Genomic DNA, 14,667 nt, shown 5'->3' with positions numbered 1-14,667 from the left:
CGTGCCCAGCAGGTGCACCACACGCAATGAGCGTTGCGCATGCTGCAATGGCGTGAAGGTCTTAGTGGATCTCCTCCACCAGGACGTCCAGCGACCACGCCCTGCCCGCCCTGCCCGGCGCCTCCGCCTCCACGACGTACCCCAGCTCCCGCAGCACCCCGACCAGCTCGGCGGGGTCCTGCGGAGCGGCGCCGGCCGTCAGCAGGCTCCGTACCATCCGGCCCTTGGTCGCCTTGTTGAAGTGGCTGACCACCTTCCGGGTCGGAGCGTGCAGCACCCGTACGGTCGCCGTGCGCCCCGCGAGCTCGCCCTTCGGCTTCCAGGCCGCCGAGTACGCGGAGGAACGCAGATCCAGCACCAGCCCCTCCCCGGCCGCCCCGGGCAGCACGTCAGCCATCGGCGCCCGCCAGTGCCCGGCCAGCGCGCCGAGCCCCGGCAGCTTCACGCCCATCGAGCAGCGGTAGGAGGGGATCGGGTCCGTGACCCGCACCGCGCCCCACAGCCCGGAGAACACCAGCAACGAGTCCGCCGCGCGCCCGCGCGCCGCCGCGTCCAGCGTGGCCAGGCCGAGGGCGTCGTAGAGCACGCCGGTGTAGATCTCCCCGGCGGGGCGGGCGCCGGCCGTCGGCAGACCGGCGTTCTTCGCGATCTCGCCGCGCAGCCCCTCGCTCAGCCCGAGCACCTCGCGCGCCTTTTCCTCGTCACCGGTGCACAGCTCGACCAGCTCGGTGAGCGCTGCCTGCCGTGCGGCGGTCAGCCCCGGCAGGGACAGCGAGGAAAGCTCCAGCGGGGCGCCCTCGCCCGAGTTCGCCTTGCCTTCCGAGGGCGGCAGCAGGACCAGCAACACGTACTCCTTACGTAGACCTCCGCGACAGGGTACGGCGTGCCGCCCCGGCGCCCCCGACCCACGCTCGCTGTATGCCCTGCCGCAAGATCCGCGTGACCGGTGCCTCCGAGGCGCCGTTGCGGGCCGTCGTGGCCGTCGTGGCCGTCGTGGCCGTCGTGGCCGTCGTGGCCGTCGTGGCCGTCGTGGCCGTCGTGGCCGTCGTGGCCGCCCTGCGCGCCGAACTCGGCATCCCGGACGCCTTCCCGTCTCAGGTACAGGCGGAGGCCGAGCGCGCCGCGAAGACGCCGCCCGCCCTGCCGTCGTACGACGCCACGGACATCCCCTTCTTCACGCTGGATCCCCCGGCCGCCACCGACCTCGACCGGGCCACCCACCTCGCCCGGCAGGGCACCGGCTACCGGGTCCGGTACGCCATCGCCGACGTCGCCGTCTTCGTCGTACCCGGTGGAGCGCTGGACACGGAGGCGCACCGCCGGGTGAACACCCTGTACACGGCATGGTCATCCTGGAGATCCACGGCCGGTTTCCCGCGGACGCCGACCTGGACGCGGCATGGAAGCGGGGCCTGAAGGCGTTGCACCGCCAGGGAAGGGGTGGTGCCGCATGACGGAACAGGCACGGTGGACCAGGGCGAGACTGGGCCGGTGCGGCCCGCCGCTGGACCTGCTGACCGCGAACTTCCGACGGCACACCTACGCCCCGCACGCCCACGACGAGTACACGATCGGCGTCTGCGTGGGCGGCTCCGAGGTGATCGACTACCGGGGCGGCCACATCCGCACCGGCCCCGGCACGATCGTCGTCCTCGACCCCGGTGAGATGCACACCGGCGGCCCCGGCAACGCCACCGACGGCTACGCCTACCGGGCCCTGTACGCCGAGCCGTCCCTGCTGGCCGACGGCACCCTCGGCGGCCTCCCGCACTTCCGCGAACCACTCCTCGACGACCCCGAACTGGCCACGGCCCTCCGCCTCGCCCACACCGAACTCAGCGCCTGCCCCGACCCGCTGGAGGCCGAATCCCGCCTGCCCTGGCTGCTGACGGCCCTGGCCCGCCGCCACTCCACCGCCAGGTCCCTGTCCGACGAGATCCCAGGCGCGGGCGCGATCGCCCTGACAGTGCGCGACCGGCTCGCCGACGAACTCACCGCGCCACCATCGCTGGCCGGCCTGGCCGCCGAGCTGGGCCTGTCCCGCTACCAGCTCCTGAGGGCCTTCCGTACGACGATGGGCATACCGCCGTACGCCTGGCTGGCCCAGTACCGGGTGCACCGGGCACGGGGGTTGCTGGAGGCGGGCCTGCGCCCGGCGGAGGTGGCGGGACTGGTGGGCTTCGCCGACCAGGCGCACCTGACCCGCTGGTTCCGCAGGGTGCTCGGGGTGACGCCGGCGGCGTACCGCAACAGCGTTCAAGACGCCAGGTGAGGGACCGGCCGAAACTCGGCGTATGACTGCACGCGGCTGGTTCCTGTTCTCCCTCATGGGAGTGATCTGGGGCATCCCCTATCTCATGATCAAGGTGGCGGTGGCCGAGGTGTCCCCGCCGGTGCTGGTGTTCACACGCTGTGCGCTCGGCGCGGCCCTCCTGCTCCCGTTCGCCGTACGCCAAGGGGGCCTGCTCGCGAGCGTGCGCACCCACTGGCGCCCCATGCTGGCCTTCGCGTGCCTGGAGATCATGATCCCCTGGTTCACCCTCACCGACGCCGAACGGCACCTGTCCAGCTCGACATCGGGCCTGCTGATCGCCGGGGTGCCGATCGTGGGCGTGATCGCGGTCCGGCTCCTCGGCGACACCGAACACCTGGGCGCCCGCCGCCTGACGGGCCTCGCCCTCGGCCTGGCAGGCGTGACGGTGCTGACCCTGCCCCACCTGACCGGCGGCGACGCCCGCTCCCTGGTGGAGGTCCTGGCGACGGTCGTCGGCTACGCGACGGCTCCGCTGATAGCCGCGCGCCGGATGAAGGACGTCCCGTCGCTCCATCTGACATCGGCCTGCCTGACCCTGGCGGCGGTGGTCTACGCCCCGGTGGCCATCGCGACGCGCCCGTCCTCCGTCCCCTCCTCCTCGGTCCTCGCGGCGCTGGCGGGCCTGGGCGTGCTCTGCACGGCGGTGGCGTTCGTGGCGTTCCTGGAACTGATCAAGGAGGCGGGCCCGACGCGGGCGACGGTGATCACGTACGTCAACCCGGCGGTGGCGGTGGCAGCGGGCGCGATCTTCCTGAACGAACGCCTGACCGCGACGGTCCTGATGGCCTTCGCCCTGATCCTGACGGGCTCGGTCCTGGCGACGGCGGCTGCGGGTCCGCGCCGCCCCCGGCGCCCGGTACCATGGTCGACACGGCAGACGAGCCGGGCGGACGGCCGCGTGGAGTCCCCCTAGGGGGCTTCCCGAGGAACGTCCGGGCTCCACAGGGCAGGGTGGTGGCTAACGGCCACCCGGGGTGACCCGCGGGACAGTGCCACAGAAAGCAGACCGCCCGGGGCTCCGGCCCCTGGTAAGGGTGAAACGGTGGTGTAAGAGACCACCAGTGCCCAGGGTGACCTGGGCAGCTAGGTAAACCCCACCCGGAGCAAGGTCAAAAGGAAACACTCCGGTGTTTCTGCGCGGACGCTCGAGGGCTGCCCGCCCGAGTCCGCGGGTAGACCGCACGAGGCCGGTGGCAACACCGGCCCTAGATGGATGGTCGTCGCCCCGGGGGCCGCGAGGCCCCCGGGGAACAGAACCCGGCGTACAGCCCGACTCGTCTGCCACTCAGGGCTTCTGACCAGTAGAAACACCGGTCAGAGTCCGTCACCGTCCACGTCGAAAAGCCGACGGTTTCCAGGGCGGCATCGGCGCGTGCCGCCACCTGCGGGTCGAACTCGATCGTGGGCGCGCCGCGCGCACGCTGCCCAGCCCCTGCTGGAGGTGGTCTACCGGATCGCCCGGCGGGGCGACAGCGCACTGTCCACCCGCCACTGGGTCGCGGCGGGATGTGGCGAAGCCTTCGACGGGCCTGGATCACGCCGAGTTGCCGGGCCGCAGCGGACGTGCGCTCACACGCGCCAGATGTCCCTCGAACACCTCCCGCGCCTGAGGTGTCAGCGTGCGCAGGGCCACCAGCGCCGTGATCACCACGTCGCACAGTTCCGCCTGGACGTCCTCCCAGGTGTGGGTGATGCCCTTGCGGGGGTTCTGGCCGGTCGTGCCGATGATCGCCTCGGCCACCTCGCCGACCTCCTCCGAGAGTTTCAGGACGCGCAGGAGGAGGCCCTCGGTGCCCGGGTGGGTACGGGTGGCCTCCAGGCGGGACCAGAGTTCGTCGATCGTCGGCCAGAGGGCGGCGGCGGTGCCGGTGGTGTCCTGATCGGTCATGCCGGGCAGCTTCCCATGCCCCGGCCCTGCGCCGTACCGGCCGCCTTGTCCCCGGCCCTGCGCCGTACCGGCCGCCTTGTCCCCGGCCCTGCGCCGTACCGGCCGCCTTGTCCCCGGCCCTGCGCCGTACCGGCCGCCTTGCCCCCGGCCCTGCGCCGTACCCGCCGCCCTGTCCCGGCGCCCCGCCGTACCGGCCACCCATTCGAGTCACTGCGCCGTACGGCTACTCCTCGAACAGCACCTCCTGCTCCCCCTCCACCTTCGCCCGTACCCGCTGGTTGCGTGCCCCGATCACCACCGCCGTCGCCGCCGCCGTGACGCCGAGGGCCACCGGCACCATCCAGCCCCGGTCGAAGACGTGGCCCAGGGCGTGGTCGAGGGAGAGGCGGCCGGGGCCTGTCACCGCGAGGCCGGCTGCCGCCAGGCCCAGGCTCGCGGCGTGCTCGTAGCCGCCCTCCTGGGCGAAGAAGCCGTGGGGCATGTGGACCATCGCCGCCCCGGCCATCGCGCCGGCCGCCGCCGCACCCGCCGCCGGGGTCGCGAGGCCCACGGCGAGGAGGGTGCCGCCGCCGGCTTCCGCGAGGCCTGCCGCCATGGCGCTCGCCTTGCCGGGCGCATAGCCGACGGACTCCATGAACTGGCCGGTGCCCTCCAGTCCGTGCCCGCCGAACCAGCCGAACAGCTTCTGCGCGCCGTGCGCGGCCAGCACCCCGCCGGTCCCCAGCCGGAGCAGCAGCAGGCCCAGATCACGTCGGTCGAAACAGCTCACGGTGACTCCCAAGCGGAGAAGCGGAGAGACGGAGAGGCGCAGGGGCTCGTGTTTCCACCGTCGCAGGTCCGACACCCGTCGGCCCGCCGTGGATGGCGTTCGGGTGGCGGGGCCGGGGCGGCGGTGTGACTCTGGCGCCATGACGATTCAGCCAGCCAAGCTCAGCGATCCGGCCGTCCGGGCCTTCGTGCACGCCGTCAACTCGCACGACAGAGAAGGCTTCATGGCGCTGCTCGCCCCCGGCGCCACCATGGCCGACGACGGCTCCGACCGTGACCTCGCCGAGTGGATCGACCAGGAGATCTTCGCCTCCCACGGCCACATGGAGGTCGACAACGAGTCCTCCGGTGGCCGCGCCCTCATCGCCCGCTACCGCAACGACACCTGGGGCGAGATGCGCACCAAGTGGATCTTCACCGTGGAGGACGACGGGCGGATCTCGCGGTTCGAGACCGGGCAGGCGTAAAAGGTCCCAGGGCTTGTCTTCGCGTGCGCTCCAACTCCTACCGTCCTCAGGCATGGAGACCACAAGGACCCTGGGACGCAGCCGTATCGACGTCAGCCCGCTCGGCTTCGGCTGCTGGGCCATCGGCGGAGAGTGGCAGTCCGCCGACGGACAGCCGCTCGGCTGGGGGAAGGTGGACGACGAGGAGTCCGTGCGGGCGGTACGCCGTGCGCTCGATCTCGGTGTCACCTTCTTCGACACCGCCGACGTCTACGGCACCGGGCACAGCGAGGAAGTCCTCGGGCGTGCCCTCGGCAAGCGGCGCGACGACGTCGTGCTGGCCACCAAGTGGGGCAACGTCTTCGACCCGGACACCCGCACCCTCACCGGCAGCGACGACACCGCGGAGTACGCCCGGCGCGCCCTCACCGCCTCCCTGCGCCGCCTCGGCACCGACCACATCGATCTGTACCAGTTCCATCTGTCCGACGCCGATCCGGTGCGGGGCGCCGAACTCCGGGACCTGTGCGAGGAATTGGTCGAGGAAGGGCTCATCCGCGCCTACGCCTGGAGCACCGACGACCCCGACCGCGCCGCCGTCTTCGCCGAGGGGCCCAACTGCACGGCCGTACAGCACGCCCTCAATGTCCTGCAGGACGCGCCGCAACTCCTGGAACTGTGCGAGCGGATGGGGCTTGCGAGCATCAACCGCAGCCCGCTGGCCATGGGGTTGCTCGCCGGGAGGCGGAGCGGATCGCTGGAGGCCGGGGACATCCGGAGCCGGCCGCCGGCCTGGATGCAGGGGTACGACGGTGACGGCTCCGGGGCCGACGAGGACTGGCTGACCCGGATCGACGCCCTGCGGGACGTCCTCACCAGCGGTGGCCGCACCCTCGCCCAGGGCGCCCTGGCCTGGATCTGGGCCCGCAGCCCGCGCACCGTGCCGATCCCGGGCTTCCGTTCGGTCGCGCAGGCCGAGGCGAACGCGGGGGCGATCGGGAAGGGGCCGCTCACCGCCGGGCAACTGGCCGAGATCGATCGGATCCTCGGCAGGTGAGCGACCCCGCCCCAGCCGGTCTCAGTAGAAGCCGCTGTACTGCGGCTGCTCGGTCAGCGTGATCTGCCCCGCCTTGATCGTGGCCAGGCGCGGGGCGCGGCGGGCGATGGAGGAGTCGTAGGTGACCATGACGAAGGTCAGGCCGTGCTCCCGCCACAGGCCCTCCAGCAGGGCCACGATGTCGTCGCGGGTGCCCTCGTCGGGGTTGCCGGTGGGTTCGTCGGCGAGCAGCACTGTGGGCCTCTTCACCACCGCGCGGGCGATCGCGACGCTCCCCCAGTGCCTTAAGGGCCTGGGGGCACCCCCAGCTGCTGGCCGCCGGACATCTCCGAGGGAACGTGGGTCAGGCGTTCGCCGAGGCCGACCGAGCGCAGGGCCTGTGCCGCCCGTTCCCGGCGTTCGGCGGGCTTCACGCCCAGCGGGACCAGGGCGGTCTCGACGTTCTCCTGCGCGGTGAGCGTCGGGATCAGGTTGAACGCCTGGAAGATGATGCCGATCTTCTCGGCGCGCAGCCGGGTCAGCCGGGCCTCGCCGATGGTCGCCAGGTCGACGCCGTCCAGTTCCACGCTGCCGGAGGACGGGCGGTCCAGGCCGCCGATCATCTGCAGCAGGGTGGACTTGCCGCCGCCCGTCGGGTCCTGGATGACCAACTGGTCGCCGTCGGCGATGGTGAGGTCGATGCCGCGCAGCGCCTCCACCGTCTCCTTGCCCCGCGTGTAGCGCTTGGTGACGCCGGTGAGTCTGTACATGGGTTCTCCACAAGGTATGGGGTGGAGCGCCGCCTCCCGGGGGGAATCGGAGGCGGCGCCCCGGCACTGGGGGGTCAGGAGCTGGCGCGCCTCCCGAATCTCGGCCCCTGCGAGCTGCCCGCTGTCGGCGCCGACCGAGCCTTGGTGAGGGTCATGTCGGTGCCGAGGCCGTACAGCGATTTCAGGACCTTGTCCTGTGCCTGCGTCATGCCGGCCGACACCGAGTTGACGGTGATGACCAGCGCGCTACCGAGCGCCAGACCCATCGCGATGACCAGAGCGGCCTACTTGCGGCGGCTCAGCTCGCGCTTGAGACAGATGCCAAACCTCCCGTTCCTCGAAGGTTCTTGGCGCCCGCTGTGGGCGCTGCCAGAACCAGGGAGGAACCTTTGAGCCGCCCTGGGCAAAAGGTGTGCGAGTGCTGAGAAATGCGGGTAACTCATCGCAATTTCATAAGGTGGCAAATTCCACGGCGATGGCGGGCCCGCGGTGCGGAATCCGCTGCTGGGCGCGGTGTACCGTCCCCGGGTGCGCGAATGTTCCCGGCTCAGCCGACGTGCCGTCCTCGGACTGACGGCCGCCGCCCTCCCTCTGTCCGCGACCACCCCCGCGTCCGCCGCGACGGTGATCGGCGGCGAGCAACTGGCCCTTACCGGCGTCCAGGTGCGCGGTGCCTCCGGGCTGCCGCAGAAGCTCACCGCCCGCTCCTGGCTGATCGCCGACTGCGCGAGCGGCGAGGTGCTCGCCGCGTTCAACGCGCACCGGCGGCTCCCGCCCGCGTCCACGCTGAAGATGCTGTTCGCGGACACCGTGCTGAAGAAGTTCGACCGCACCCAGCGGTACACCGTCAAGGACTCCGATGTCGCCGACATCCCGTTCGGCTCCAGCCTGGTCGGCATCAAGCCCGGCATCACCTACACCGTCGAGCAGTTGTGGCAGGGCGTGTTCCTGCGCTCCGGCAACGACGCCGTGCACGTGCTCGCCCATATGAACGGCGGCATCGCCAGGACCGTCGCCGAGATGCAGGCGAAGGCCGCGGACCTGCAGGCCCTGGACACCCATGTGGTCAGCCCCGACGGCTTCGACCACCCGGGTCAGATCTCCTCGGCGTACGACCTCACGCTGTTCGCCCGCCACGGCCTGAAGAACGCCGACTTCCGCGGCTACTGCGGCACGCGGACCGCCGACTTCCCGGCGGGCGGCAAGAAGACCTTCCAGATCCAGAACACCGACCGCCTGCTGACCGGGGCGTGGGGCCTGAAGACGTACGACGGCCTGATCGGCGTCAAGAACGGCTACACCAGCCATGCCGGCAACACCTTCACCGGCGCGGCCACCCGGGGCGGGCGCACCCTGCTGGTCACCGTGATGCATCCGGCCACCGGCAGCAACGCCGTCTACGAGCAGACCGCCGCGCTGTTCGACTGGGGCTTCGACCGCGGGCGTTCGGCGCGGGCGGTGGGCACGCTGGTCGATCCGCTGAGCGAGGGCGGGGCGAAGGCGAGCCCGGAGCCCTCGGGGGAGGCGGCGACCGGCGCGCCGGACTCGGGCTCCGGTGGCCCCTCCACCGGTCGGCTGGTGGAGGGCGCGGGAGGTACGGCGCTGCTGCTTGCGGCGGCGGGGGCGCTGGTGGTCAAGCGGCGGCGCAGGGCGGTCGCGGCGGCGACGGCCGAGGCGGCGCAGAGGTCAGAGGGGGCCGAGGGAGCCGAGGGGGGCGCGGAGCCCGGCGGCCGGCACCGGCGCTGAACAGTGCGGCGGCCGTTCCACCGACCGGCGTGCACCTCGCGTCCCGTGGCGAGGTCCACCCCCAACTCCGGTCGGGTGGAACGGCCGCCGCCTTCCCCCCTCGGCGGTGGCTGTGGAACCGTTGCGCTTCAACTGTGAAGCTCTCGTGAAGGGAAGTTGAGCATATAGGCCCGACGGGCCGCAATACCGCGGATGTTCGAATTCCGGTTGTGGTAATGGGGTCAACCCCGCCCGATGTACGGCATCGCCGTCGCCAGCACCGTCGCGAACTGCACGTTCGCCTCCAGCGGCAGCTCGGCCATGTGCCGCACGGTCCGAGCCACGTCGGCCACGTCCATCACCGGCTCCGGGACCACCTCGCCGTTCGCCTGCAAGCCACCGGTCTGCATCCGGGCCGTCATGTCGGTCGCCGCGTTGCCGATGTCGATCTGCCCGACGGCGATGCGGTGCGGCCGCCCGTCCAGCGACAGCGACTTGGTGAGGCCGGTCAGGGCGTGCTTGGTCGCGGTGTAGGCCACCGAGAGCGGGCGCGGCGTGTGGGCCGAGATGGAGCCGTTGTTGATGATCCGGCCGCCCTGCGGCTCCTGCTCCTTCATCCGCCGGTACGCCGCCTGGGCGCACAGGAACGCCCCGTTGAGGTTGGTGTCCACCACGTGCCGCCAGGCGTCGTACGACAGTTCCTCGACCGGCACCCCGCCCGGCCCGAACGTCCCCGCGTTGTTGAACAGCAGGTCCACCCGGCCGAACCGGTCCACCGTCGCCGCGAACAGCGCGTCCACGTCCTCGGGCCGCGACACGTCGGTGCGTACGGCGAGGGAGGCGCCCTCCGGCACCAGCGCCGCCGTCGCCTCCAGTGTCTCGGTGCGCCGGCCGGCCAGCGCCACCGACCAGCCGGCCCCCAGCAGTTCCAGGGCGACGGCCCGCCCGATGCCGGAGCCGGCGCCGGTCACCACCGCGATCTTCGATTGCCTGTCGGTCATGGCACCGCAGCGTAGGCGGCAAGTCCGTCATGCGGAATGCCATGTCCGCCATACGGTTATCCGGCGGCGGCCACCGCCGCTCCGGGATACCGGTTCACACCGTCACCGCTACCGCGTCCCCTGGATACCGCACCCCGATCCGCTCCCGCACCGCGTCCAGCGTCCGCATCACCGCGAGCGAACCCTCCAGCGGCACCAGCGGCGACTCCTTCTCGCCCGCCCGCAGCGCCCGCATGACCTCGATCGCCTCGTGCCGCAGGGTGGTGCGCGGCCCGTCGGCCGGGGCGGCGGCGAACTCCTCCGGATCGCGGCCGTCGCGGCGCAGCACGAACCGCTCCGGGTGGAAGAAGCCGGACGGCACATCGATCCGGCCGCGCGAACCGGTCACCGAAGCCGTGCCGCCCGTACCGCCGACGATCGAGCAGTGCAGCGCGGCCATCGCCCCGCTCTCCCAGGACAGCACCGCGCCCGTCTGCAGATCGACGCCCTCCGGCGACAGCAGCGCGCTCCCCGCCACCGCGTCCGGCTCACCGAGCAGCAACTGTGCGAACGACACCGGGTACACGCCCAGGTCCAGCAGTGCCCCGCCGCCCAGCGCCGGATCCCGCAGCCGGTGCGCCGGCGGGAAGGGACCGGCAAGGCCGAAGTCGGCCTGCACGGTGCGCACTTCGCCGATCGCCCCGTCGTCCACCAGCGCCTTCAGCCGCCGGACCAGCGGGTTGCAGTACATCCACATCGCCTCCATCAGGAAGCGGTCGTGCTGCCGCGCCAGCGCGACGAGTTCCTCCGTCTCGCGCAGGTTCAGCGTGAACGGCTTCTCGCACAGCACGTTCCGGCCCGCCTCCAGGCACAGCCCGGCCGCCGCGCGGTGCGCCGAGTGCGGAGTGGCGACGTAGACGACATCGATGTCCGGGTCCGCCGCCAGCGACTCCCAGTCGCCGTAGGCCCGCGCCGCCCCGAACCGCTCCGCGAACGCCTCCGCCGACTCCCGGCGCCGCGAGGCCACCGCCGCGATCTCCGCATCCGCCAGATCCACCAGGTCCGCCGCGAACGCCGCCGCGATCCCGCCCGTCGCCAGGATCCCCCAGCGCACCTTCCGCTCCACCATCGCCCCACCCATCGGTCATGTGTGCCCTGGCAGTGTGTACGAGCTGAGAGCATAGGTGCCGGTCGCTCTCGCCAGGCGGCCGCTTCACCAGAGGGAGGGGACGGATGCGCGAGCCCGCGGCGGCATCGACACCTCAGGCACGGCCCACGTCCGTGCCCGCCCGGCCGTCCGCCGCCACCCGCCGCACCGGCCTGCTCGTCACGCTCGTCCTCGGCGGCCTCACCGCGACACCACCGCTCGCGATGGACATGTACCTCCCGGCCCTGCCGGAGGTCACCGGGTCCCTGCACGCACCCGCCGCCACCGTCCAGCTCACCCTCACCGCCTGCCTGCTGGGCATGGCCCTCGGGCAGCTGGTCGTCGGCCCGATGAGCGACCGCTGGGGCCGCCGCCGCCCGCTGCTCGCCGGTCTCGCCGTCTACCTCCTCGCCACCGCCCTGTGCGCCCTCGCCCCCGACGTCGAGACGCTGGTCGCCCTCCGGCTGGCCCAGGGCCTCGCGGGCGCCGCCGGCATCGTGATCGCCCGGGCCGTCGTACGCGACCTGTACGACGGTGACGCCATGGCCCGCTTCTTCTCCACCCTGATGCTGATCTCCGGGGTCGCGCCGATCGTGGCGCCGCTGATCGGCGGGCAGATCCTGCGGGTGACCGACTGGCGGGGCGTGTTCGTCGTCCTGACGATGGTCGGTGTCGCGCTGGCCGTGCTCGTCCGGCTGCGGCTGCCGGAGACCCTGCCGCCGGAGGAACGGCACGACGGGGGAGTGGGGGCGGCCCTGCGCGCGATGCGCGGCCTGCTCGCCGACCCGCCCTTCACCGGCTACATGCTGACCGGCGGCTTCGCCTTCGCCGCGCTGTTCGCGTACATATCCGCCTCCCCCTACGTCATCCAGGAGATCTACGGCGCCTCCCCGCAGACCTTCAGCCTGCTCTTCGGCCTCAACTCGGTCGGCCTGGTGATCGCCGGGCAGGTCAACGGCAAGCTACTGGTCGGCCGGGTCGCCCTGGAGAAGGTGCTGGCCTGCGGCCTCGCGGTGATCGTGCTCGCCGCGGCCGCCCTGCTGCTGATGTCCACCGGCGCCCTCGGCGAGGTCGCTCTGCCGCCGGTCGCCGCCGCGCTCTTCGTCCTCATGTCCGCCATGGGCATCACCCTCCCCAACGCCCAGTCGCTCGCCCTGCTGCGCACCCGGCACGCCGCGGGCTCCGCCTCCGCCCTGCTCGGCACCTCCTCCTTCCTCGTCGGAGCGGTCGCCTCACCGCTCGTCGGCGTCGCCGGAGAGCACACCGCCGTACCCATGGCGGTGGTCCAACTGGTGGGAGCACTGGTCGCGGGAGCCTGCTTCATGGGAATGTGCCGTCCCTGGAGCACACGTGGGAACACACGTGCGGGGTCGGAGGGAGACGAGAACTGAGCGCACCGAGACTGCGCGCCGACACACCGGAACGGGCCGGGCTCGACCCCGCCGAACTCGGGCACCTGGTCGGCGAGGTGCACGCACTCACCGCCGGAGACCGCCCCTGGGCGGCCGGCGCCGTCGTGCTGGCCGCCCGCGGACCCGTGATCGCCGTGGCCGAGGCCGCGGGCTGGGCCGTCCGCTACTCCGGCTACGACCCCGAGACCGACAACGGTGTCGAACTGCCGCCCGCCGCCCGCGTCCCGGCCACCGTCGACACGCCCTTCGACCTGGCCTCCCTCACCAAGCTGTTCACCTCCGTCGCCGCCGTGCAGCAGATCGAGCGCGGCACCCTCGGCATGGACGCCCGGGTCGGCGACTACCTGCCCGACTTCCACGCCGCCGCCGCGCACGGCATCACCGTGCGGCAACTGCTCACCCACACCTCCGGGCTGCGCCCCGAGCTGCCGCTGTACGACTGCCCCGACGACGCGAGCCGGCTGGCCCTGCTGCGCGCCGAGGCCCCGACGGGTGAGCCGGGCCGCCATCTGTACTCGGACCTGAACATGCTCGTCCTCCAGTCCGTGCTGGAGCGCATCACCGGGCGTAGCCTCGACGTCCTCGTCCAGGACGGCATCACCCGGCCGCTCGGCATGACGGCGACCGGCTTCGGACCCTGCCCCGGCGCGGCCGCCACCGAGGACCAGCGGCGGCCCTGGGCCAAGGCGGACCGGGGGATGCTGCGGGGCGTGGTGCACGACGAGAACGCCTGGGCGCTGGGCGGCGTGGCCGGGCACGCCGGGCTCTTCTCCACCGCCCGCGACCTGGCCGTCTTCTGCCGCGCCCTGCTCGCCGGCGGCTCCTACGGCCCCGCCCGCATCCTCGGCCCCGACTTCGTCGAGCTCCTGCTCACCCCGCCGGGGCTGGGCTTCGCCGTCGACCAGCCGTGGTTCATGGGCGAACTCGCGGGCAGCGGGGCGGCCGGGCACACGGGTTTCACGGGTACGTCGCTCGTCCTCGACCCGAGGACGGACACGTTCCTGATCCTGCTGGCCAACACGGTGCATCCGCGGCGCAGGCCTGCGGACAGCGGGCCGAGGGCGAGACTGGCGACACGGCTGGCGAGGGCGGTGATCTGAGTCCGGCCCTCCGGCCGACGGTCGGGGGTCTGGGGGCGGAGCAGGCCCGGCCCCACACCGCCCAGCCATACAATCGGCAGGTGAACGACACCCTCCGTAGCGCACTCGCGGAGCTTCTCGACGGACTCCCGCCCACCCAGGCCGCCGGAGCGGTGGAACGGCTGATCGCCCACTACCGGGGCGACACCCCCACCCACGCCCCGATCCTCCGCGACCGCGCCGACGTGGCCGCCTACGCCGCCTACCGCATGCCCGCCACCTTCGAAGCGGTCCACTCGGCGCTGGAGGCGTTCGCACGGGCCGTCCCCGACTGGACACCCGGCAGCCATGTCGACGTGGGCGGCGGCACCGGCGCGGCGACCTGGGCCGTCACCGCGACCTGGCCCGGCGAGCGCGGCGTCACCGTGCTGGACTGGGCCGAGCCCGCCCTCGCCCTCGGCCGGGAGATCGCCGCCGCCAACCCGGCCCTGCGCGGCGCCCGCTGGCAGCGCGCCCGGATCGGCGCCGACCTCACCCTGGACGACACCGACCTCGTCACGGTGTCGTACGTCCTCAACGAACTCTCCGCGCCCGACCGCGCCGCCCTCGTCGACGCCGCTGCGACCGCCGCGCAGGCCGTGGTGATCGTGGAGGCCGGCACCCCGGCCGGCTACGCCCGCGTCATCGAGGCCCGCGACCGTCTGATCCGTGCCGGACTGCACGTCGTCGCCCCCTGCCCGCACAGCGCCGCCTGCCCCATAGAGCCCGGCCGGGACTGGTGCCACTTCTCCGCCCGGGTCGCCCGCTCCTCGCTGCACCGCCAGGTCAAGGGCGGCACCCTGCCGTACGAGGACGAGAAGTTCTCGTACGTCGCCGCCACCCGCCTGCCCGCCGCGCCGGCTCCCTCCCGGGTGATCCGGCGACCGCAGATCCGCAAGGGCCAGGTGCTCCTGGACCTGTGCGAGGCCGGCGAACGGCTGGACCGTACGACCGTCACCAAACGCCACGGCCCCCTGTACAAGGCCGCCCGGGACGCCGAGTGGGGAGACCGGTGGCCGCCGGAGGACTCCTCCCAGGAGCCGTCCGCGTAGCCGCCGGGGCT

General features: G+C 72.7%; 12 protein-coding genes, 1 other RNA gene and 4 pseudogenes. 10 read left to right on the top strand and 7 right to left on the bottom strand.

Annotation, left to right across the window (positions count from 1 at the left end; translation table 11 throughout):
- Positions 1–61: 61 nt before the first annotated feature.
- Positions 62–844, bottom strand: coding sequence for a peroxide stress protein YaaA (gene yaaA / locus ACZ5NH_RS09085; protein ID WP_468774227.1), 783 nt, complete (start codon positions 842–844; stop codon positions 62–64).
- Positions 845–918: 74 nt separating this feature from the next.
- Between yaaA and ACZ5NH_RS09080 the strand changes: the two are divergent.
- The 4 genes and pseudogenes from ACZ5NH_RS09080 to rnpB form a co-directional block, all read left to right on the top strand.
- A pseudogene (locus ACZ5NH_RS09080) lies at positions 919–1,338 on the top strand (RNB domain-containing ribonuclease); the annotation flags it as partial.
- A 112-nt stretch (positions 1,339–1,450) separates the two neighbouring features.
- A complete protein-coding gene (locus ACZ5NH_RS09075; RefSeq protein WP_450980882.1) occupies positions 1,451–2,272 on the top strand; it encodes an AraC family transcriptional regulator in 822 nt (273 codons plus the stop codon).
- A 22-nt stretch (positions 2,273–2,294) separates the two neighbouring features.
- A pseudogene (locus ACZ5NH_RS09070) lies at positions 2,295–3,074 on the top strand (DMT family transporter); the annotation flags it as partial.
- Between the two features lie 118 nt (positions 3,075–3,192).
- Positions 3,193–3,595: RNase P RNA component class A (gene rnpB / locus ACZ5NH_RS09065), an RNA gene on the top strand.
- A 253-nt stretch (positions 3,596–3,848) separates the two neighbouring features.
- Here the strand turns inward: rnpB and ACZ5NH_RS09060 are convergent.
- Together ACZ5NH_RS09060 and ACZ5NH_RS09055 are read right to left on the bottom strand one after the other, a co-directional pair.
- A complete protein-coding gene (locus tag ACZ5NH_RS09060) occupies positions 3,849–4,202 on the bottom strand; it encodes a MazG-like family protein (RefSeq protein ID WP_388621783.1) in 354 nt (117 codons plus the stop codon).
- Between the two features lie 223 nt (positions 4,203–4,425).
- Positions 4,426–4,971, bottom strand: coding sequence for a DoxX family protein (locus tag ACZ5NH_RS09055; RefSeq protein WP_468773748.1), 546 nt, complete (start codon positions 4,969–4,971; stop codon positions 4,426–4,428).
- A gap of 139 nt (positions 4,972–5,110) precedes the next feature.
- On the opposite strand from ACZ5NH_RS09055, the gene ACZ5NH_RS09050 reads away from it, so the two are divergent.
- Both ACZ5NH_RS09050 and ACZ5NH_RS09045 read left to right on the top strand, forming a co-directional pair.
- Entirely contained in the window at positions 5,111–5,437 is a 327-nt protein-coding gene (locus ACZ5NH_RS09050; RefSeq protein WP_468773746.1) for a nuclear transport factor 2-like protein, read from the top strand.
- Between the two features lie 52 nt (positions 5,438–5,489).
- A complete protein-coding gene (locus tag ACZ5NH_RS09045) occupies positions 5,490–6,473 on the top strand; it encodes an aldo/keto reductase (RefSeq protein ID WP_468773744.1) in 984 nt (327 codons plus the stop codon).
- Between the two features lie 21 nt (positions 6,474–6,494).
- On the opposite strand, the pseudogene ACZ5NH_RS09040 reads toward ACZ5NH_RS09045, so the two are convergent.
- Positions 6,495–7,222: pseudogene (locus ACZ5NH_RS09040) on the bottom strand (ABC transporter ATP-binding protein).
- A gap of 77 nt (positions 7,223–7,299) precedes the next feature.
- Positions 7,300–7,500, bottom strand: a pseudogene (locus tag ACZ5NH_RS09035) (ABC transporter permease); the annotation flags it as partial.
- Positions 7,501–7,750: 250 nt separating this feature from the next.
- Here ACZ5NH_RS09035 and ACZ5NH_RS09030 point away from each other — a divergent pair.
- Positions 7,751–8,968 (top strand): D-alanyl-D-alanine carboxypeptidase family protein, encoded by a 1,218-nt coding sequence (locus ACZ5NH_RS09030; RefSeq protein WP_468773742.1) that lies wholly within the window; start codon positions 7,751–7,753, stop codon positions 8,966–8,968.
- 221 nt (positions 8,969–9,189) lie between these two features.
- Here the strand turns inward: ACZ5NH_RS09030 and ACZ5NH_RS09025 are convergent, their stop codons facing one another.
- Positions 9,190–9,948: an SDR family oxidoreductase gene (locus ACZ5NH_RS09025; RefSeq protein WP_468773740.1), complete on the bottom strand. Its 759-nt coding sequence runs from the start codon at positions 9,946–9,948 to the stop codon at positions 9,190–9,192.
- Between the two features lie 94 nt (positions 9,949–10,042).
- A complete protein-coding gene (locus ACZ5NH_RS09020; protein WP_388622329.1) occupies positions 10,043–11,056 on the bottom strand; it encodes a Gfo/Idh/MocA family protein in 1,014 nt (337 codons plus the stop codon).
- 104 nt (positions 11,057–11,160) lie between these two features.
- Between ACZ5NH_RS09020 and ACZ5NH_RS09015 the strand changes: the two genes are divergently transcribed.
- From ACZ5NH_RS09015 to ACZ5NH_RS09005, 3 genes are all read left to right on the top strand, one after another.
- Positions 11,161–12,465 carry a multidrug effflux MFS transporter gene (locus ACZ5NH_RS09015; protein WP_468773738.1) on the top strand — a complete coding sequence of 435 codons (1,305 nt, stop codon included), beginning with the start codon at positions 11,161–11,163 and terminating at the stop codon, positions 12,463–12,465.
- Complete coding sequence (locus ACZ5NH_RS09010; protein ID WP_388621773.1) at positions 12,405–13,586, top strand: serine hydrolase domain-containing protein; 1,182 nt, start codon at positions 12,405–12,407, stop codon at positions 13,584–13,586. Before ACZ5NH_RS09015 ends, ACZ5NH_RS09010 begins: the two co-directional genes overlap by 61 nt.
- An 80-nt stretch (positions 13,587–13,666) precedes the next feature.
- The gene (locus ACZ5NH_RS09005) at positions 13,667–14,656 is read left to right on the top strand and encodes a small ribosomal subunit Rsm22 family protein (RefSeq protein ID WP_468773736.1); all 990 of its coding nucleotides are present in this window, start codon (positions 13,667–13,669) and stop codon (positions 14,654–14,656) included.
- Positions 14,657–14,667: the final 11 nt, after the last annotated feature.

This window comes from Streptomyces sp. NPDC031426, assembly GCF_055581585.1.
The sequence above is the reverse complement of the archived record's forward strand: the minus strand, read 5'-3'. Positions and strand labels throughout refer to the sequence as shown.

Excerpts from the sequence above, each read along its gene's own strand:
- ACZ5NH_RS09075 (WP_450980882.1), top strand. The coding sequence starts at position 1,451 with ATGACGGAACAGGCACGGTGGACCAGGGCGAGACTGGGCCGGTGCGGC.
- ACZ5NH_RS09060 (WP_388621783.1), bottom strand. The coding sequence starts at position 4,202 with ATGACCGATCAGGACACCACCGGCACCGCCGCCGCCCTCTGGCCGACG.
- ACZ5NH_RS09050 (WP_468773746.1), top strand. The coding sequence starts at position 5,111 with ATGACGATTCAGCCAGCCAAGCTCAGCGATCCGGCCGTCCGGGCCTTC.
- ACZ5NH_RS09045 (WP_468773744.1), top strand. The coding sequence starts at position 5,490 with ATGGAGACCACAAGGACCCTGGGACGCAGCCGTATCGACGTCAGCCCG.
- ACZ5NH_RS09025 (WP_468773740.1), bottom strand. The coding sequence starts at position 9,948 with ATGACCGACAGGCAATCGAAGATCGCGGTGGTGACCGGCGCCGGCTCC.
- ACZ5NH_RS09020 (WP_388622329.1), bottom strand. The coding sequence starts at position 11,056 with ATGGTGGAGCGGAAGGTGCGCTGGGGGATCCTGGCGACGGGCGGGATC.
- ACZ5NH_RS09015 (WP_468773738.1), top strand. The coding sequence starts at position 11,161 with ATGCGCGAGCCCGCGGCGGCATCGACACCTCAGGCACGGCCCACGTCC.